This is a genomic window from Phenylobacterium sp. RIFCSPHIGHO2_01_FULL_69_31, assembly GCF_001824475.1.
In the GTDB taxonomy this organism is placed as follows: Bacteria; Pseudomonadota; Alphaproteobacteria; order Caulobacterales; family Caulobacteraceae; genus Phenylobacterium.
In genome coordinates this window covers 29,035-47,507 of sequence record NZ_MHXN01000006.1, presented here as the reverse complement: position 1 = coordinate 47,507, position 18,473 = coordinate 29,035, and the positions used below count along the sequence as shown (strand labels likewise).

Genomic DNA, 18,473 nt, shown 5'->3' with positions numbered 1-18,473 from the left:
AGGACGTCACACATGGACATGCAAGGGATCCTGGCGCGCCAGAAGGCCGCCCACCTGCGCGACGGCGCGCCGACGGCGGAGCAGCGGATCGAGCGGATCGACCGCTGCATCGGCCTCCTGATCGACCACCGCGCCCAGATCGAGGAGGCGCTCAACGTCGACTTCGGCTCCCGTTCGCGCGAGGCCACCGCCTTCACCGACGTGGCCGGCTCCATCGGGCCGCTCAAGCATGCCAAGGCGCACCTGGCCAAGTGGATGCGGCCGGAGAAGCGGAAGACCACGCCGGCGATCCTCGGCCTCTTCGGCGCCAAGGCCGAGATCCGCTTCCAGCCCAAGGGCGTGGTGGGGGTGATCAGCCCTTGGAACTTCCCGGTGAACCTGACCTTCGCGCCCCTGGCCGGCATCTTGGCGGCGGGCAACCGGGCGATGATCAAGCCCTCGGAATACACCCCGGCCACCTCGGAGCTGATGAAGACCATGTTCGGCAAGGTGTTCTCCGAGGAGGAGATCGCCGTGGTCACCGGCGGGCCGGAGATCGGCGAGGCCTTCGCCCACCTGCCCTTCGACCACCTGATCTTCACCGGCGCCACCTCCATCGCCCGCCACGTGATGCGGGCCGCGGCGGACAACCTCGTCCCGCTGACCCTGGAGCTGGGCGGCAAGAGCCCGGTGATCCTGGGCAAGTCCGCCGACCTCGGCGTGGCCGCGGCGCGGATCATGAACGGCAAGACGCTGAACGCCGGCCAGATCTGCCTGGCGCCCGACTACGTCCTGGCCCCGCACGACCGGGTCGAGGGCTTCGTCGAGGCGGCCCGCGCTTCGGTCTCCAAGATGTTCCCCACCATCAAGGACAACCCGGACTACACCTCCATCGTCGCCCAGCGGCACTACGAGCGGATCACCGGCTACATCGACGACGCCCGCGCCAAGGGCGCCCGGATCGTCGAGCTGAAGCCCGAGGGCGAGGACCTGACCCAGCAGGAGCATCGCAAGATCGCCCCCACCCTGATCCTGGAGCCCACCGACGACATGAAGGTGATGCAGGAGGAGATCTTCGGCCCCGTCCTGCCGGTGAAGAGCTACCGCAGCGTCGACGAGGCGATCGCCTTCGTGAACGGCCGCGACCGGCCGCTGGGCCTCTACTACTTCGGCGACGACGAGGCCGAGCGGGAGAAGGTGCTGACCCGGACCACGCCCGGCGGCGTGACCGTCAACGACGTGATCATGCACGTGGCGCAGGAAGAACTGCCCTTCGGCGGCGTCGGCCCCTCGGGCATGGGCAGCTATCACGGCTTCGACGGCTTCCGCGAGTTCAGCCACCGCAAGGCGATCTACAGCCAGATCAAGAAGGATATCGGCCCGCTCCTGGCCCTCCGCCCGCCCTACGGCCCGGCGATCCGCAAGATGCTGGCGGCGCAGATCCGGCGCTGATCGACCTCAACGGCTGTCATCCCGGCTCCGGCGCAGCCGGAGACCGGGACCCCGATGTGGGGCGCATGCTTCATGAAACGCGGCCGCCAAGCCGCGCTCCGACAAAAAGTTCAACAGATCGGGGTCCCGGTCTTCGCCTTCGGCGAAACCGGGATGACAGCGCAGAGGAGACCTAGTTCCCGCTGCGGACGCCTTCGCGGGCCTGGGCCAGCAGCTCGGCCATCTTCATGCGGACCTCGCCCTCGGACACGGCGACGCCGGCGCCCTTCAGGTCCTCGAAGACCTTGCGCAGCACGTCCTCGTCGCCCGGCAGCTCGAAGTCCGACTTCACCACCGCCTTGGCGTACTCGTCGATATGGGGCGCCTGCAGGCCCATCAGGCCGGCGGCCCACTCGCCCAGCGCGCGGTTGCGACGCGCATGGGCCTTGAACTCTTGCTCCTGGTCGAGGGCGAACTTCCGCTCGAAGCCTTGTTCGCGATCGTCGAAGGTGGTCATCGGGTCCTGGGGGTCAGCGTCTTTGGAGCGGGCGATCCCATATCGTGCGCCGACCGGGGCCGCAATGGAAAGAGGCATCGCTGGCCGAGTTTGCACCGCAGCGTCGCACACGCTATTTTTGCCACGCCTGTAATGGGGCGAGAGGCCGAGTCGGACCCGCGCGCGAGCATGAAACCGCGCGCGTTTTCGTTTCCCGAACCGGTAAGTCCTCGCCATGGAGAAGGCCCCGAGATGACCCGCCGTAAGAAGATCTACGAGGGGAAGGCCAAGATCCTCTATGAGGGCCCCGAACCCGGCACCCTGATCCAGTACTTCAAGGACGACACGACAGCTTTCGACGCGACCAAGAAGGCCGTGCTCGAGGGCAAGGGCGTGATCAACAACCGGATCAGCGAATACATCATGACGAAGCTGAACTCGATCGGGGTTCAGAACCACTTCATCAAGCGGCTGAACCTGCGCGAGCAGCTGATCAAGGAAGTCGAGATCATCCCGCTGGAGGTGGTGTGCCGCAATGTCGCGGCCGGCTCGCTCAGCACCCGCTACGGCCTGCCCGAGGGCCAGGCCCTGCCGCGGTCGATCATCGAGTTCTACCTGAAGGACGACAAGCTCCACGACCCCATGGTTTCGGAGGAGCACATCACCGCCTTCAACTGGGCCTCGACCCAGGAGATCGACGACATGATGGCGCTCACCCTGCGGGTGAACGACTTCCTCACCGGCCTCTTCGCCGGCGTCGGCATCACACTGGTGGACTTCAAGATCGAGTTCGGCCGCGTCTACGAGAACGACTTCGCCCGCATCATCCTGGCCGACGAGATCAGCCCGGACAGCTGCCGGCTCTGGGACTCGATCACCAACGAGAAGATGGACAAGGACCGCTTCCGCCGCGACCTGGGCAACGTCATCGAAAGCTACACCGAGGTTGCGCGGCGGCTCGGGATCATGAAGGAGATGCCCACCGTGATTCAGGGGGGCCTCCACTAGTGCGCGCCAAGGTCCATGTGTTCTTGAAGCCCGGCGTCCTCGACGTGCAGGGCAAGGCTGTCGAGCAGGCCCTGCACGGCCTCGGCTGGAACGAGGTCGAGCACGTCCGCGTGGGCAAGACCATCGAGTTCGACCTCAAGTCTGGCGATGCCGCCGCGGCCGAGGCCGAGGTCAAGGCCATGTGCGAGAAGTTGCTCGCGAACACCGTGATCGAAAGCTACCGGGTGGAGCTGGCGTGAGGGCCCCGCTCCCCCGCCGGGGGAGCAGAACACTCGGAATCCGCGCGGCCCTTCCCGCCCTCCTCGCGCTCGGGGCCTGCGCGAAACCGGCCGAGGCGCCGGCGACCTACCTGGCCCTCGACTGCGCCCAGCCGTTCGAGGCCCAGTCGGCGGCCCTGGTCGCCCAGGCGCAGCTTGTGCCCGCGCCCGAAGATCCCGCCGAGCCCTACCGCTTCTACAGTAGCGCCGACGGCCGGACCTCCTATCTGATCACCAAGACAGGCGCGCCGGGCCACCCTGCGATCATGATGCAGCAGGCCAAGGGCTCGGACGTGGTCACCACCGGCTGCCCTTACGGCGACCGGAAGGGCTACGACCAGCTCCACGCCTACCTCGATGGCCTGAAGCACTGGACGCGCAAGAAATGACCGGCTTCCACCTGGCGCAGATCAATGTGGGGCGGCTGCTGCAGCCGGTGGACCACCCACAGATCGCCGACTTCAAGAACAACCTCGACCGGATCAACGCCCTGGCTGACGGCATGCCCGGCTTCGTCTGGCGCCTGGTCGGCGAGGGCAACAACGCCACGGACCTGCAGCCCCGACCCGACGATCCCCTCTTCGCCGTGAACATGTCGGTGTGGACCGACATGGACGCCCTGGCCGGTTTCGTCTACCGCAGCGCCCATCGCGACATCATGCGCCGCCGACGCGAATGGTTCGAGGCGATGGAGGTCTACCAGACCCTCTGGTGGGTTCCCGTCGGCCACACGCCCTCGGTCGAGGAAGGCCTGGCGACGCTGGAGTTGCTGGAGCGCCTGGGACCCACGCCCGCGGCGTTCACGTTCAAGACCCCCTACCCGGCTCCGGATGGCCGCCCCGCCCTACCCGTGCTGGACGAATGCGCATAAGGACCCCGAGATGAAAGCCGCCGTCATCGTCTTCCCCGGCTCGAACTGCGACCGCGACTGCAAAGTGGCGATCGAGCGCTCAACGGGCGCGAAGGTGGAGATGGTCTGGCACGGCGACACCGCCCTGCCCGACGGCTTGGACCTGATCGTGCTGCCCGGCGGCTTCTCCTATGGCGACTACCTGCGCTGCGGGGCCATGGCCTCGCTCTCCCCGGCGATGACCGAGGTGAAGGCCGCCGCCGAGCGGGGCGTCGCGGTGGTGGGCATCTGCAACGGCTTCCAGGTGCTGTGCGAGGCCCAGATGCTGCCCGGCGCCCTGCTGCGCAACGAGAAGCTCAAGTACGTCTGCAAGGCGGTCGAGCTCGAGGTCACCAACAGCCAGACCCGCTTCACCGCCGGCTACGCTGGCCGCCGCGAGGTGGCCATGACCGTGGGCAACGGCGAGGGGAACTTCTTCGCCGACGAGGCCACCCTCGACCGGCTGGAGGGCGAGGGCCAGGTGGTCTTCCGCTATCGCGACAATCCCAACGGCTCGTCGCGCGACATCGCCGGGATCGTCAACGCCCGTGGCAACGTCCTCGGCCTGATGCCCCACCCGGACCGCGCCTTCGAGGCGGAGCTGGGGTCGGCCGACGGCGCCATCCTCTTCCAGAGCGCCCTGGCCAGCGCCTAGGGCCTCCCGTCGCGGCGGAATTGCGGCCCAAGGGGAAGCGGCCCTAAGGTCACGCCACGACTCCCGAGGACCCGCATGACCTTCAAACTTCTGCTTCGAAGCGCCGCTGCCTGCGCCGCGCTCGCCCTGTCGTTTGCCCCGGCCGCGGCCCAGGCGCCCACGCCGACCATGGCGCCGGACATCGCCAAGGACTTCCAGTGGCCGACTGCGGCCTACGACTACGTCAAGCGGGTCGAGATGGTCCCCATGCGCGACGGGACCAAGCTCTACACGGTGATGATCATCCCCAAGGGCGCCAAGGATGCGCCTATCCTGCTGACCCGCACGCCCTACAACGCCAAGCGGGCCGCCCAGCGGGCGCTCTCGCCCCACGCCGCCGCCACCGGCCAGCAGGTGGACGAGCCCTTCCTCGCCGACGGGTACATCCGCGTGTACCAGGACGTCCGCGGCAAGTACGGCTCAGAGGGCGACTACGTCCTGAACCGGCCCCTCCGCGGCCCGCTGAACAGCACCGACGTCGACCATTCGACCGACGCCTACGACACCATCGACTGGCTGGTGAAGAACCTGAAGGAAAGCAACGGGCGCGTCGGGATCACCGGCTCGTCCTACCCCGGCTTCACCTCGGCCATGGCCCTGATCAACCCCCACCCGGCGCTGAAGGCGGCCGTGCCGCAGAGCCCCATGGTCGACGGCTGGATGGGCGACGACTGGTTCCAGAACGGCGCATTCCGGATGATCAACTTCGACTGGTTCACCAGCCAGATGACGGTGAAGGGCGAAGGCGACGACATCCCCCGTCAGGGCTTCGACGACTACGACAACTTCCTGCGCGCCGGCTCGGCGGGCGACTACGCCAAGGCCGCGGGGCTCGACCAGATCCCCGCCTGGCGCAAGATCAGCGAGCATCCCAGCTACGACGCCTGGTGGCAGGGCCAGGCCCTGGACAAGATCCTGGCGAAACAGCCGCTGAAGGTGCCCACCCTCTGGGTCGGCGCCCTTTGGGACCAGGAAGACATCTACGGCGCCATCAAGGCCTACCAGGCGACCGAGCCCAAGGATGCGGCCAACGACATGAACTTCCTGGCGCTGGGCCCCTGGCGGCACTCCGGCGTCAACTACGAGCAGCGCCAGCTTGGCCCGAACCTGAAGCTGCCCGGCGACACCGCCACCGAGTTCCGCACCAAGGTGATGAAGCCGTTCCTGGACCAGCACCTGAAGTCGAACCCGCCGAAGGCGGACATCCCGCCCGTCTTCATCTTCGATTCCGGCGCCATGGAGTGGAACCGCCTGCAGAAATATCCGCAGGCCTGCGAGAGCGGCTGCGCCGCGGCGATGAAGCCGATCTACCTGACGCCCGGCCTCGGCCTTTCCTTCGACAAGGCGACCAAGGGTGAGGCCTACGAAGAGTACGTTTCCGACCCCGCCAAACCCGTCCCCTACGTGCGCAGGCCGGTGCGCTGGGACGATCCCGACCAGTGGCGCTTCTGGCTGACTTCGGACCAGCGCCACGTGGACGGCCGCCCCGACGTCCTGACCTTCGTCACCGAGCCCCTGAAAGCGCCTCTCAAGATCTCGGGCGAGCCGGTGGTGAACCTCTTCGCCTCCACGTCCGGCACGGACTCCGACTGGGTGGTGAAGCTCATCGACGTCTATCCAGACACGGTCCCCTCGGACCCCCAGATGGGCGGCTACGAGCTGGGTGTCGCGATGGAGATCTTCCGCGGCCGCTACCGCGAGAGCTTCGAGAAACCCACGCCCATCCCGGCCGGCAAGGTGCAGAAGTACCGCTACGAACTGCCGCCCACAAACCACGTCTTCAAGCCTGGGCACCGGATCATGGTGCAGGTCCAGTCCAGCTGGTTCCCGCTCTACGACCGCAACCCGCAGACCTTCGTGCCCAACGTCTTCTTCGCCAAGCCGTCGGACTACAGGAAGGCCACCCAGCGCATCTACCTGACCGGCGACAGCGCCTCGTCGATCGAGCTGCCCGTGGTCCCGGTACAGTAGAGGTTGGTGCCAGCTTCGGGCGCTCGGACTTGCTGTGCGGGCGCCCGGAACAATTTGAAACCCTCGTTAGTTGAACATGGTTATGGAGGGTTGCGACCTAATGCAACCTTTAATAGATTCCGCCACTACTTGCTACCGCCAGTTTACTTTTGGTAACGCCTGAGCTTAGCTGTCCGTGCGGGTCCGCCCGCCGGGGGGTGCAGTGTTCCAATCCCATCAAGGAGCTGCACTATGAAGCTGGGGAAGGCCTTGCCTTTGGCGTGTCTCGCCGGGGCCATGACAGTATCGATCGCCGCACCGGCCCAGGCCGACGGCAATCTGTTCTTTCTGATCGACGGCGATACGTTCACGCAGCCGTTCTCGATCACCAACAACTCGACGGCCGGGGAATCGGTCCTCGGCTTCGGGTTCAATCTCGCGGGCACCGGCGTGGTGTTCGACCCGGTGGACGGCGGTCCGCCTGGCAATGGGACCTTGGGCACGCCATTCACCCCGCAGGGTGGGACGGACGTGACCACGGGTCTGGTCAACCCCGTCAGCGTCATCGACGGATCGACCTTCTTCTCGATGAACTTCACCAACTTCGGCGTTGGCGAAACCTTCAGCTGGCTGTTGGACGTCGACCAGGCGGATCCGTTCGCAACGCCCACCGTCCTCGGCAGCGATCTGATCGGCGCTCTGGTCTACGTCGACTTCTCGAATGGCCTGCGGGGCTCGGGGCTGATCCAGGCGGTCGCCGGCAACGACGACGCGGGTCAGCTGGTCATCACGACCTTCACGCCGACGCCGGGCATTCCCGAGCCGTCGACCTGGGCGGTGATGATCCTGGGCTTCGGCCTCGCCGGCGCGGCCCTGCGCCGGCGCACGTCGCAGTTCGCATAGCGGCGTGCAGTAACGCTTGGCTAAACCTGACCGTGCATGGTGGCCGTGGGGCAGAACGCTCCACGGCCCTCGGGCCGTCCCGAGATGCAACTGGGTCGCGCGATGCCGTCGAACAGCATCAATACGAACGTGGGCGCGATGGTCGCTATCTCCACGTTCAACGCGATCAATGCGGAAATGGCCGAGGTGCAGATGCGCATCACGACCGGCCGCAAGGTCAACAGCGTCAAGGACAACCCCGCCATCTGGGCCATCGCCCAGAACCAGCGCGCCGAGGTTCGCGGCCTGGACGCCGTCAAGAGCTCGCTTCAGCGCGGCATGTCGGTGGTCGACATAGCGATCACCGCCGCCGAGTCCGTTTCCGAGCTGCTGAACGAGATGAAGGCCCTGGCGGTCTCGGCCGCCGACTATCCCGCCTCCGACCCGGCCCGCACGGCGATCAACGAGAACTACCTGGCGCTGCGCCGCCAGATCGACACCGCCGTCCAGAACGCCAGCTTCGGCGGTCTCAATCTACTGGCCGGCGGCGGCTCGACCGACCGGGTCCGCGCCCTGGCCAACACCAGCGCCACCTCGACCATCGATGTCGACCACCTCGACCTGTCGACCAGCGGCGCACTGCTCTCGGGCCTCCCCGCCGACCTGATGGGAAGCTTCACGCCCACCTCGGTCGCCGACGTCGCGACGGCCACAGCGAACGTCAACAACGCGATCTCCCGCCTGGGGACCGGCTCCAAGCGGCTGGAGAGCCACCTGAAGTTCGTGGAAAAGCAGCAGGACGCCCTGGAGGCCGGGATCGGCAACCTCGTCGACGCCGACCTCGCCAAGGAGAGCGCCCGCTGGCAGGCGCTGCAGGTGCGCCAGCAGTTGGCCATCTACGCCATGCGGATCGCCAACCAGCAGCCCTCCTATCTACTCCAGCTCTTCCGGTAGCTGCCCTTAGGACACGATTGACCCGGGCGCCCGGCGCGTCAGTCTGGCGGCCATGAGCGCCACTGCGACCGATCCCCCCGTCCGCGACGTCGTCGACAAGCACCGTTTCGACGAGGTGCGGCTTCACGCCTGGCTCAAGGCCGAACTGCCGGAGATCGGCGACACCCTGCGCGTGCGACAGTTCCAGGGCGGCGCGTCCAACCCGACCTTCCTGCTGACCAGCGGGACCGGCCGCCACTACGTCCTGCGCAAGAAGCCGCCGGGCCAGCTGCTCTCCAGCGCCCACCAGGTCGATCGCGAGTACCGGGTGATGAAGGCGCTGGGTGGCCACATCCCGGTCCCGAAGATGCGCGCGCTATGCGAGGATCCGGAGGTCATCGGCACGGCCTTCTACGTCATGGACTACCTGGAGGGCCGGATTTTCCGCGATGCATCCCTGCCCGGCATGACCCCGGCCGAACGCACCGCCATCTACGACGACCTGAACGCCACCCTCGCCAAGCTGCACCAGGTGGACTTCGACGCGGTGGGCCTGGGCGACTACGGCCGGCCGGGGAACTACTTCGAGCGCCAAGTGGCCCGCTGGACCCGCCAGTACCGCGACGCCGCCACCGAGACGATTCCCGCCATGGACGCCCTGATCGAGGCCCTGCCGGCCCGCATTCCGGCTGACCAGTCGGTGTCGATCGCCCACGGCGACTACCGGCTCGAGAACGTGATGTTCCACCCTACGGAGCCGCGGATCATCGCCGTTCTCGACTGGGAGCTCTCGACCATCGGCCACCCGCTGGCCGACATCGCCTACAACGCCTTCATCTGGCGTTCGCACTCGCCGAGCTGGGGCAGCCTGGACGGCGTCGACCTGGCGGCCAGCGGCATCCCCACCGAGGCCGAGTACGTGGCCGCCTACTGCCGCCGCACCGGCCGGGGCGAGATCCCGGACTGGCCGTTCCTGATGGCCTTCTCGATCTTCCGCCTCGCCTCGATCTCGCAGGGCGTCTACGCCCGCACCCTGGCCGGCGTCCTGGCCAGCGAGCGCGAGGCCGTCAACGGCTGCCCGCCGCTCGCCGAGCAGGCGCTGGCGATCCTCGAAGGCCGCGAATAGGAGCGCCCCATGCACCTGCAACTGGACGGCAAGGTCATCTTCGTCGCGGGCGCCAGCCGCGGCATCGGGCTTGGCATCGTCGAGGCCTGCTTGGCGGAGGGCGCCAAGCTGGCGATCACCGCCCGCGGCGCCGAGGCGCTAGAGGAAACCCGCGCCCGCCTGGCCGAAGCCTATGGCGCCGACCGGCTGCTCGCGATCTCGGGCGACATGCGCGACACCAAGGTGATCGAGGACGCCGTGGCCCGCACCGAGGAGGAACTCGGCCCGATCTTCGGCGCCGTCGCCAACGTCGGCCTGCACCCCTGCCCGCCCGGCTTTGAGGTGGACGACGAGACCTGGGACGCGGGTTTCAGCCAGAACCTGGATTCGGCCTGGAGGCTCGCCCGCGCGGCCCTCCGCCGGATGACGCCCCGCGGCGACGGATCGGTGCTGCTGATCAGCTCCATCGCCGGCCTGGGCGCGCTGGGCACGCCGCTGACCTACGGCACGGCCAAGGCGGGGATGAACCACCTGACCAAGGAACTGGCGCGGATCGCCGGCCCGAACAACGTGCGCGTCAACGCCATCGCGCCCGGCAACATCATCTTCCCCGGCGGGTCGTGGGAGGCCAACGCCACGGGCCCCCGCGCCGAGGCCTGGACCCGCTGGATCAAGCGCGAGGTCCCCCTCAACCGCTTCGGCCGCCCGGAGGAGATCGGCGCCGTCGCGGCCTTTCTCATGAGCCCGCTGGCAAGCTTCGTCACCGGCGCCGTCGTGCCCGTCGATGGAGGCCAGACCCGCTGACCGGCGCAGGCCCAGCTTGACAACGACATAATTGCGAGTGATTTGCAGGAGCATTCGCAATAGGGGGTTGCCTTGACGAGTAAGCTTCGCGCGGCGCTGTTCGCCGCCACGTCCATTTCGCTACTGGGCGGAAGCGTCGCTTCCGCCGCGGACGATGCGGCCGCGCCGGCTGTGGACGAGGTCGTGGTGACGGGCCGCGCGCAGAAGCTGTACCGGGTCGAGGAGGTCACCGTCGGGCGCCTGCCGACCGAGCCGCTGGAGTCGAGCCAGACGGTCCAGGTCATCAACGCCGAGCTGATCCACGACCAGGGCGCGCGCGACGCCCAGGATCTCTACCGCAACATCTCGGGGGTCAGCGTCTTCTCCTACGCCGGCGTCACCGCGCGGGGTTTCCGGCAGGAGGAGATCTTCTTCGACGGCCTGCGCGGCGACCCCTACGCCGGCTTCTCGGTGCCGCAGCTCTTCAACGTCGAGCGCCTGGAGTTCCTCAAAGGGCCTGCCGGCATGCTCTATGGGCCGGGCGCGCCGGGCGGCCTCTTCAACTACATCACCAAGAAGCCCAGCGACCAGTTCTCGGCGCGGGTGGCCGGCGTCTACGGGACCGAGGGCCGCAAGGGCGCCTCGGCCGAGGTCAACGGCGCCTTGCCGGTCAGCGGGCTGAGCGCGCGCGCCGGCGTATTCTACGAGGACCAGAACGGCCCCCGCCGCGGCGCCGGCAACGAGGTGCTGATCCTGGATGGCGGCCTGCGCTACGCGTTCGAACTGGGCGACGTGACGCTGCAGGCCACCCGCTACGAACAGGACCTGCCCGCCAACCGCCTGCGCGGCGTGCCGGTGGACGCCACCGGCCGGTTCCTCGCCGACCGCCGCTGGAATCACAACGAGCCGACCGACTTCCTGAACCTGGAGGCCGACGTTCTGCAGGCGCTGGTGAACCTCCAGCCGACCGAGAGCCTGACCCTCAGCGCCGGGATCCGCTTCAGCAACAGCCTGGAGACCCAGCAGTACCACGAGCCCCAGGGCCTGTTCGATTCCAACGGCGACGGCGTGGTCGATTCCACCCGCCGCCAGTTCCGCGACCAGATCCGCAAGCAGGACTACTGGTCGCTGGGCTTCAACGGCGTCTGGTCGGGCGAGGTGGGCGCCGCGGAGAGCCGCGTCCTGTTCGGCGGCGACTGGTTCAAGCAGGACGCCACCCTGGACAACCGCAACGTCACGGGCGGAACCACCGTCCGCGCGGGGTTCCCGCCGCCGCTCAGCCTGCTCAACCCGGTGTACGGCGTGGTCTCGACCTCGACCTACGCCCTGCCCGCCTTCACGCGCACCTTCACCGACCAGAAGCGGATGGGCGGCTACCTGCTGTACGAGGCCACGGTGGGCCAGCTGATCGCCACCGTCGGCGCGCGGTACGACGAGTTCGAGGATGACACCGGCGCTGCGCGCTTCGAGGACGATTCCCTCACTTGGCGCGCCGGGCTGGTCTACCGCCTGCGCCCCGACGTCTCGCTCTATGGCCAGTGGGCCCAGAGCTTCGAGCCGCAGTCGGCGAGCAGCCAGACGCCCCTGGCCGGCGGCCCCTTCGCCCCCACCGAGGGCGAGATGTTCGAAGGCGGCGTGAAGACCGAGTTGCTCGGCGGCCGCATCCAGACCACCGCCGCCGTCTATCACATCGTCCGCACCAACATCCTGCAGGCCGATCCCCGCGGGGACGTGGACGGGGACGGGGTGAACGACCAGGTCGCCTTCGGCGAGATCACGTCCAAGGGCTTCGAATTCGACGTGGCGGCCGACATCACGCCGAACTGGGTGCTGACCGCGTCCTACGCCTACAACGACACGCGCATCACCGAGGACAACGGCCGCACGGTGCTGTCCAATGCTGTGGGGGATCGCTTCGCCAACGCGCCGGAGAACAAGCTCGGCTTCTGGACTCGATACCAGTTCCCGGACCTCGGCCTGGCCGTGGCGCTGGGCGGCGACTACGTGGACGTGCGCACCTCGATCAGCGGCCAGAAGGTGCGGCCCTACACCATCTTCGACGCCTCGGTGATCTATACGCGCGGGCCCTGGCAGGCCCTGCTGCGGATCAACAACCTGCTCGACGAGACCTACGCGGCGTCGGGCTTCATCGACCGGACCGGCCACTTCCCCGGCGCCCCGCGCTCGGTGTTTCTGGAGCTGTCGCGCCAGTGGTAGACGCCGCCGGCCCCCGCATCGGCGCAGCGCCGGCGGTTCGGCGCGGCAAGCCCAAGGCCGCGCGCCTCTGGTGGGCGGTCCACCAGTGGGTGGGACTGAAGCTGGCGATCCTGCTGAGCTTCGTGTTCCTGACGGGGACCATCGCCGTCTTCTCCAACGAGATCGACTGGCTGCTGCGACCGGCGATGCGCGTGGATCCCGCCACCGTGGCGGGGCCCGTCGACTGGGCCGCGGTGGCCCGGAACGTGGCCCGCCACGCGCCGGACGCGAAGATCGCCAACCTGGACGCGCCGCCCGACCGCGGCTTCGCGGTCACGGCGACCGTTCTCCTGCCGGAGGGCGGCCGCGCTTTCGTCTACGCCCATCCCACCACCGGCGTGGTGCAGGGCGACGGCCACTGGGTGGGCGCCAAGCGGATTTTCCGCAACATGCATCGCCATCTGATGATGCCGGTGAAGTGGGGCGTGCCCATCGTCTCGTCGCTGGCCGTGCTCCTGCTGGTCAGCCTTGTGACCTCGTTCGTGGTCTACAAGAAGTGGTGGCGCGGCTTCTTCCGGCCGATCCGCTTCACGGACGCGCGCACCGCCTTCGGGGACTTCCACCGCCTGGCGGGCGTCTGGACCCTGTGGTTCGTCGTGCTGATGATCCTGACGGGCGTCTGGTATCTGGCCGAGAGCACGGGCCTCAAAGCCCCGCCCCTCCCCCGCGCAAGGATGGAGGCGGCCCGGCTATCCCCCTCCGAGATCGCCGCCCGGCTCCCCGCCAGTCTCGCCGCCGCCCAGGCCGCCAACCCCGACCTGCGCATCGAGCACGTCGCCTTCCCCACCGCCAAGTCCGGCGCCTTCGTCTTTCAGGGCCAAGACAAGGCCATCCTGGTCCGGCCGCGCGCCAACAGCGTGTGGACGGACGCCGCCACGGGCCAGGCCCGCCTGCTCGCCGACGGCCGCGACCTTTCGGTTCACCAGCGCATCTCCGAAATGGCCGACCCGCTGCACTTCGGGACCTGGGGCGGCCTGACGACCAAGATCGTGTGGTTCCTGTTCGGCGCCCTGCTTACCGGCCTCTCGGTCTCGGGCGTGGCGATCTACAGCCTGCGGCTGCTGCGGGCGGAACGGCGGCCGGGGGGCCTGCGCGCCGTCCTCGCCCGCGCCTGGGTCGGCATGGGCTGGTGGCGCTGGCCGGCGCTGGGCCTGGTCCTCACCGCCTTCGTCCTGCTGCCCCAGGTGTTCCAGATGGGCGGCGACTGACGTCCGCCCCCTCGCGCGCGTCGGAGAGTCCCGCTAGAAGGCGCGCCATGAGCGCCGCGCCTTCGAAGACCATGGCCGAAAAGGCCGCCGAGTACGGCCTGAAGGCCGACGAATATGACCTCATCGTCCGCCGCCTGAACCGCGAGCCGAACGACGTCGAGCTGGGCGTCTTCTCGGTGATGTGGTCCGAGCACTGCTCGTACAAGTCGTCCCGGAAGCATCTGGTGAAGTTCCCCACCAAGGGGCCCAAGGTGATCTGCGGCCCGGGCGAGAACGCGGGCGTGATCGACATCGGCGATGGCCAGGCCTGCATCTTCAAGATGGAGAGCCACAACCACCCCTCCTACATCGAGCCCTACCAGGGCGCGGCGACGGGCGTGGGCGGCATCATGCGCGACGTCTTCACCATGGGCGCGCGGCCGGTGGCGCTGCTCAACGCCCTGCGCTTCGGCGATCCCAGCCATCCGAAGACCAAGCGGCTGGTCTCGGGCGTGGTCAGCGGCATCGGCGGCTACGGCAACTGCGTCGGCGTGCCCACCGTGGCCGGCGAGACCAATTTCCACCGCGGCTACGACGGCAACATCCTGGTCAACGCCATGTGCGTGGGCCTGGCCGACGCGGACAAGATCTTCTACTCGGCCGCCCCCTCGGCGGGCCTCTCGGTCGTCTATTTCGGCTCCAAGACCGGCCGCGACGGCATCCACGGCGCCACCATGGCCAGCCAGGAGTTCGACGACGCCTCGGAGGAGAAGCGGCCCACGGTCCAGGTCGGCGACCCCTTCGCCGAGAAGCTGCTGATCGAGGCCACGCTGGAGCTGATGGCCACCGGCGCCGTCGCGGCGATCCAGGACATGGGCGCGGCTGGCCTCACCTCCTCCTCGGTCGAGATGGCCGGCAAGGGCGGCGTCGGCATCGAGCTCGACCTGGACGCCGTGCCCCAGCGCGAAGAGGGCATGACCGCCTATGAGATGATGCTGTCGGAAAGCCAGGAGCGGATGCTGGCGATCCTGAAGCCGGGCCGGGAGTCCGAGGGTCACGCCATCTTCGAGAAGTGGGGCCTGGACGCCGCCGTCATCGGCAAGACCACCGACACCGGCCACCTGGTGCTGCAGCACAAGGGCCAGACGGTCGCCGACGTGCCGCTGGCGCCGCTCTTCGACGACGCCCCGCTCTACGACCGCCCCTGGGTCGCCCCTGCGCTGCAACCGCGGATCGAACTGGCCGACGCCCCGACGCCGGGCGACCTCAAGGCCGCGGTGTTGAAGCTGATGTCCGCGCCCGACATGGCCTCGAAGCGCTGGCTCTGGGAGCAGTACGACCGCCACGTCATGGCCGACACGCTGGAGGATTCCGCCACCGGCGCCGACGCCGGGATCGTGCGCGTGCACGGCACGAGGAAGGCCCTGGCCGTCACCTCCGACGTCACGCCGCGCTATGTCCAGAACGACCCCTACGAGGGCGGCAAGCAGGCCGTCGCCGAGGCCTGGCGCAACCTCACCGCCGTGGGCGCGACGCCCATCGCGATCACCGACAACCTTAACTTCGGCAATCCCGAGCGGCCTGAGATCATGGGCCAGATCGTCCGCGCCATCGAGGGCATGGCCGAGGCCTGCGCGGCCCTGGACTTCCCGGTCGTGAGCGGGAACGTCAGCCTCTACAACGAGACCAATGGCGCAGCGATCCCCCCGACCCCCACCGTGGGCGGCGTGGGCCTGATCGCCGACTACGCCCGCCGCGCGGACTTCGGCTCGATGAAGCCGGGCGACGTCCTGGTGCTGATCGGCGCCACCAAGGGCGAGCTCGGCGCCTCCATGTACCTGCGCGAGATTGCCGGCCGCGAAGATGGCGCGCCGCCGCCGGTGGACCTGGCCCTGGAGCGCAAGACCGGCGACGTGGTCCGCGGCCTGATCCAGTCGGGCCAGCTCCACACCGTCCACGACCTGTCGGACGGCGGCCTGGCCGCCGCGCTCTGCGAGACGTGCCTGGCCTCGAATGTCGGCTGCGACCTGCGGCTGGAAGGCGTGCCCTGGGTCACCCTCTTCGCCGAGGACCAGGCCCGCTATCTTGTGGCCCTCAACGATCCGACGCCGGTGCTCACCGCCTGCCGGGCGGCCGGCGTTCCGGCCGCCATCCTGGGCGAGGCCGGCGGCGAGGCGATCCGCATCGAGGCCGCGCTCGACCTTCCGCTTGCCGAACTGCGCAAGGCCCACGAGGGTTGGATGCCGGCCTTCATGGGCGACTGAGGCGGCGTTTCGAGATCGGGCGGTCGCGGCGAGTTCCAAGGGGCTGACATGAACCGAGACGCCGTCCGCGACCGCTTGGGCCCCCTCGCCGCGCGGCCCCATGTGGCCTTCGCCCTGGCGCACCTGGGCGAGCCGGGCTCCGCGGACCTGATCCCGACGCCGGCCGCCGTCCTCGACCTCGACGCCTTCGACCGCAACGTCGCCAAGATGGCGCAGCGGGCGGCGCAGGCCGGCCTGGCGCTGCGCCCTCACGCCAAGTCGCACAAGACCGCCGCGCTCGCGCATCGCCAGATCGCGGCGGGCGCCGTGGGCGTCTGCTGCGCCAAGCTGGCCGAGGCGGAGGCCTTGGCCGCCGCGGGCGTGGGCCAGATCCTGGTCACCTCGCCCATCGCCGGGACCGCGAACGCCGCCCGCGCCGCGCGCCTGGCGGCCGAGCTGGCGGACTTCCGGATCGTGGTGGACCACCCCGACGCCGCCGCCGAACTGGGCGCCGCGGCGCAAGGGACCATCCAGGTGGTGATCGACGTCGACGTCGGCATGGGCCGGACCGGCTGCCACGACGCCGACCAGGCCGCCGCGGTGGCGCGAGCGGTCCTCGCCCAGCCGAACCTGAAGTTGCTCGGCGTCCAGGGCTATGGCGGAGGCTGGCAGCACATCCAGGGCGCCAACGCCCGCGCCGCGGCCGCCGCCGAGGGCATGAAGGCGCTGCAGGCCGCCATCGCCGCCATCCGCGCGGCCGGCGGACCCGTGGACGTCGTCACGGGTGGCGGCACGGGCACCTTCGCCGCCGACGCCGCCCAGGGCGTGCTGAGCGAAGTCCAGCCCGGCTCCTACGCCTTCATGGACAAGGAGTACCGCGACGCGCTGAAGGACGATCCCGACGGCGCCTTCGAACAGGCCGCGACCATCGTCGCCACGGTGATCAGCGCCAACCATCCCAAGTGGGTGACGCTGGACGCGGGCCTGAAGGCCTTCTCCACCGAAGGCCCCATGCCCCAGCCGCTGACGCCCAAGTTCGCGGCCTGCGCCTATCGCTTCTTCGGCGACGAGCACGGCATGATCGGCCGCCCCGCCGGCGAGCCCGTCGCGCGCGGCGAGCGCGTGGCCCTGGCGCCGGGCCACATCGACCCCACCCTCGACCGGTACGACCTGATGCACCTGGTCCAGGGCGACGTGCTGGTCGACATCGTCCGCATCGGAGCCCGCGGCGCGTCGCAATGAGCCTGTCCGTGAACCGCTACTGGACGCTCGCCGACAAGCCCGTCCCCGCCTGGCCCGCCGCCGAGACCTTCGAACTGCGCGAAGGGCCCATCCCTGCGCCGGGTCCTGGCCAGGCCCTGACGCGGACCATCTACGTCAGCCTCGATCCCTACCAGTGGGGTTACAAGCGTCGTGGCGTCGAGCCCAAGGGCGCCCCCTGCCACGCCCGGACCGTCAGCCAGGTGGTGGAAAGCCATATCGATGGCCTCGAGGCGGGCGACTTCGTGTTCAACACCAACGGCTGGGCCGCCTATGGCCTCATGGGCGACGGGATCGCGCGACCGGCCTACATGGTCCCGCGCAAGCTCGATCCCGCGCGCGGTAAGCTCTCCCACGCCGTTGGCGTCCTGGGCATGCTGGGGCTGACGGCCTATGCGGGCATGATCCTGCAGTGCGATCCGCAGCCGGGGGACACCGTGGTGGTCTCGGCGGCGTCCGGCGGCGTAGGCCAGATCGCCGGGCAGCTCGCGCGGCTCAAGGGCGCCCGGGTGGTCGGCATAGCCGGCAAGTCCGAGAAGTGCCGGTTCGTCACCGAGGATCTCGGCTTCGACGCCTGCGTCAGCCACCTCAGCCCCACCTTCGCGGACGATCTGAAGGCTGCCTGCCCCGCCGGGGTCGACGTCTATTTCGAGAACGTGGGCGGGGCGGTGTTCGAGGCGGTCCTGCCGCTGTTCAACCCCGGCGCGCGGATGACCATCTGCGGGCTTATCGCCCACTATGGCGACGCGGCCGACGCCAACGCCGGCGCGGCGGAGAAGGCTGCGGCCGAGGCCCGGGGCGTCCGCGTGCAAAATCTCTTCGTGGGCGACTATGTGGAGAGCCATCACGACGCCTTCCTCGCCGACATGGCGCCTTGGGTCGCCGAGGGTAAGGTCCGCTACCTGGAGGACATTCGCGAGGGTCTGGAAACCGTACCGGCCGCCTTCGCCGAGATGCTGAAGGGCGGCAACTTCGGCAAGATGCTGGTCCGCGTGGGCGACGACCCGACGCTGCGGGCCTAAGGGTCCGAGGCGCCCAACCGCCCCTGCGGCGCCCGCGTCACGAAGCCTTGCCCTAACCATCAAGCCTCTGTCACGGGGCCCCTCTAACGCCCTCCCAC

General features: G+C 69.0%; 17 protein-coding genes. 16 read left to right on the top strand and 1 reads right to left on the bottom strand.

Features of this window, described 5'->3' with window-relative positions:
- Positions 1-12: 12 nt before the first annotated feature.
- Complete coding sequence (locus A2790_RS03040) at positions 13-1,431, top strand: coniferyl aldehyde dehydrogenase (RefSeq protein ID WP_293387453.1); 1,419 nt, start codon at positions 13-15, stop codon at positions 1,429-1,431.
- Positions 1,432-1,603: 172 nt separating this feature from the next.
- Here A2790_RS03040 and A2790_RS03035 read toward each other — a convergent pair whose 3' ends face one another.
- Positions 1,604-1,927 carry a DUF1476 domain-containing protein gene (locus A2790_RS03035; RefSeq protein WP_293387451.1) on the bottom strand — a complete coding sequence of 108 codons (324 nt, stop codon included), beginning with the start codon at positions 1,925-1,927 and terminating at the stop codon, positions 1,604-1,606.
- Positions 1,928-2,158: 231 nt separating this feature from the next.
- Here A2790_RS03035 and purC point away from each other — a divergent pair, with 231 nt between their 5' ends.
- The 15 genes from purC to A2790_RS02960 all read left to right on the top strand — a co-directional run bounded on the left by purC (position 2,159) and on the right by A2790_RS02960 (position 18,375).
- On the top strand, positions 2,159-2,914 hold the full coding sequence (gene purC, locus A2790_RS03030) for a phosphoribosylaminoimidazolesuccinocarboxamide synthase (RefSeq protein WP_293387449.1): 756 nt from the start codon (positions 2,159-2,161) through the stop codon (positions 2,912-2,914).
- Positions 2,914-3,153, top strand: a complete 240-nt coding sequence (purS, locus tag A2790_RS03025; RefSeq protein WP_293387447.1) for a phosphoribosylformylglycinamidine synthase subunit PurS — start codon at positions 2,914-2,916, stop codon at positions 3,151-3,153. Before purC ends, purS begins: the two co-directional genes overlap by 1 nt.
- On the top strand, positions 3,150-3,560 hold the full coding sequence (locus A2790_RS03020; protein ID WP_293387445.1) for a hypothetical protein: 411 nt from the start codon (positions 3,150-3,152) through the stop codon (positions 3,558-3,560). Before purS ends, A2790_RS03020 begins: the two co-directional genes overlap by 4 nt.
- A complete protein-coding gene (locus A2790_RS03015) occupies positions 3,557-4,042 on the top strand; it encodes a DUF3291 domain-containing protein (protein ID WP_293387443.1) in 486 nt (161 codons plus the stop codon). Before A2790_RS03020 ends, A2790_RS03015 begins: the two co-directional genes overlap by 4 nt.
- Before the next feature lie 10 nt (positions 4,043-4,052).
- A complete protein-coding gene (gene purQ / locus A2790_RS03010) occupies positions 4,053-4,715 on the top strand; it encodes a phosphoribosylformylglycinamidine synthase subunit PurQ (protein ID WP_068873984.1) in 663 nt (220 codons plus the stop codon).
- Positions 4,716-4,790: 75 nt separating this feature from the next.
- Positions 4,791-6,725, top strand: a complete 1,935-nt coding sequence (locus A2790_RS03005) for a CocE/NonD family hydrolase (RefSeq protein ID WP_293387440.1) — start codon at positions 4,791-4,793, stop codon at positions 6,723-6,725.
- 231 nt (positions 6,726-6,956) lie between these two features.
- Positions 6,957-7,607 (top strand): PEPxxWA-CTERM sorting domain-containing protein, encoded by a 651-nt coding sequence (locus A2790_RS03000; protein WP_293387438.1) that lies wholly within the window; start codon positions 6,957-6,959, stop codon positions 7,605-7,607.
- A gap of 84 nt (positions 7,608-7,691) precedes the next feature.
- Positions 7,692-8,540, top strand: coding sequence for a flagellin (locus A2790_RS02995; RefSeq protein WP_293387436.1), 849 nt, complete (start codon positions 7,692-7,694; stop codon positions 8,538-8,540).
- 52 nt (positions 8,541-8,592) lie between these two features.
- The gene (locus tag A2790_RS02990; protein ID WP_293387434.1) at positions 8,593-9,645 is read left to right on the top strand and encodes a phosphotransferase family protein; all 1,053 of its coding nucleotides are present in this window, start codon (positions 8,593-8,595) and stop codon (positions 9,643-9,645) included.
- A 9-nt stretch (positions 9,646-9,654) separates the two neighbouring features.
- Positions 9,655-10,428, top strand: coding sequence for an SDR family oxidoreductase (locus A2790_RS02985; protein WP_293387432.1), 774 nt, complete (start codon positions 9,655-9,657; stop codon positions 10,426-10,428).
- A 72-nt stretch (positions 10,429-10,500) separates the two neighbouring features.
- Positions 10,501-12,624: a TonB-dependent receptor gene (locus A2790_RS02980; RefSeq protein ID WP_293387430.1), complete on the top strand. Its 2,124-nt coding sequence runs from the start codon at positions 10,501-10,503 to the stop codon at positions 12,622-12,624.
- Entirely contained in the window at positions 12,618-13,871 is a 1,254-nt protein-coding gene (locus A2790_RS02975) for a PepSY-associated TM helix domain-containing protein (protein WP_293387428.1), read from the top strand. Before A2790_RS02980 ends, A2790_RS02975 begins: the two co-directional genes overlap by 7 nt.
- 47 nt (positions 13,872-13,918) lie before the next feature.
- Positions 13,919-16,114 (top strand): phosphoribosylformylglycinamidine synthase subunit PurL, encoded by a 2,196-nt coding sequence (gene purL / locus A2790_RS02970; RefSeq protein WP_293387427.1) that lies wholly within the window; start codon positions 13,919-13,921, stop codon positions 16,112-16,114.
- Between the two features lie 48 nt (positions 16,115-16,162).
- A complete protein-coding gene (locus tag A2790_RS02965) occupies positions 16,163-17,335 on the top strand; it encodes an alanine racemase (RefSeq protein WP_293387426.1) in 1,173 nt (390 codons plus the stop codon).
- Positions 17,332-18,375 (top strand): NADP-dependent oxidoreductase, encoded by a 1,044-nt coding sequence (locus tag A2790_RS02960; protein ID WP_293387425.1) that lies wholly within the window; start codon positions 17,332-17,334, stop codon positions 18,373-18,375. The genes A2790_RS02965 and A2790_RS02960 overlap by 4 nt, the downstream gene beginning before the upstream one ends.
- Positions 18,376-18,473 lie beyond the last annotated feature (98 nt).

Coding starts and splice junctions, on each gene's coding strand:
- A2790_RS03040 (WP_293387453.1), top strand. CDS start 13: ATGGACATGCAAGGGATCCTGGCGCGCCAGAAGGCCGCCCACCTGCGC.
- purQ (WP_068873984.1), top strand. CDS start 4,053: ATGAAAGCCGCCGTCATCGTCTTCCCCGGCTCGAACTGCGACCGCGAC.
- A2790_RS03005 (WP_293387440.1), top strand. CDS start 4,791: ATGACCTTCAAACTTCTGCTTCGAAGCGCCGCTGCCTGCGCCGCGCTC.
- purC (WP_293387449.1), top strand. CDS start 2,159: ATGACCCGCCGTAAGAAGATCTACGAGGGGAAGGCCAAGATCCTCTAT.
- A2790_RS03015 (WP_293387443.1), top strand. CDS start 3,557: ATGACCGGCTTCCACCTGGCGCAGATCAATGTGGGGCGGCTGCTGCAG.
- A2790_RS03035 (WP_293387451.1), bottom strand. CDS start 1,927: ATGACCACCTTCGACGATCGCGAACAAGGCTTCGAGCGGAAGTTCGCC.
- A2790_RS02995 (WP_293387436.1), top strand. CDS start 7,692: ATGCAACTGGGTCGCGCGATGCCGTCGAACAGCATCAATACGAACGTG.
- A2790_RS02990 (WP_293387434.1), top strand. CDS start 8,593: ATGAGCGCCACTGCGACCGATCCCCCCGTCCGCGACGTCGTCGACAAG.
- A2790_RS02960 (WP_293387425.1), top strand. CDS start 17,332: ATGAGCCTGTCCGTGAACCGCTACTGGACGCTCGCCGACAAGCCCGTC.
- A2790_RS02965 (WP_293387426.1), top strand. CDS start 16,163: ATGAACCGAGACGCCGTCCGCGACCGCTTGGGCCCCCTCGCCGCGCGG.
- A2790_RS03000 (WP_293387438.1), top strand. CDS start 6,957: ATGAAGCTGGGGAAGGCCTTGCCTTTGGCGTGTCTCGCCGGGGCCATG.
- A2790_RS02985 (WP_293387432.1), top strand. CDS start 9,655: ATGCACCTGCAACTGGACGGCAAGGTCATCTTCGTCGCGGGCGCCAGC.
- purL (WP_293387427.1), top strand. CDS start 13,919: ATGAGCGCCGCGCCTTCGAAGACCATGGCCGAAAAGGCCGCCGAGTAC.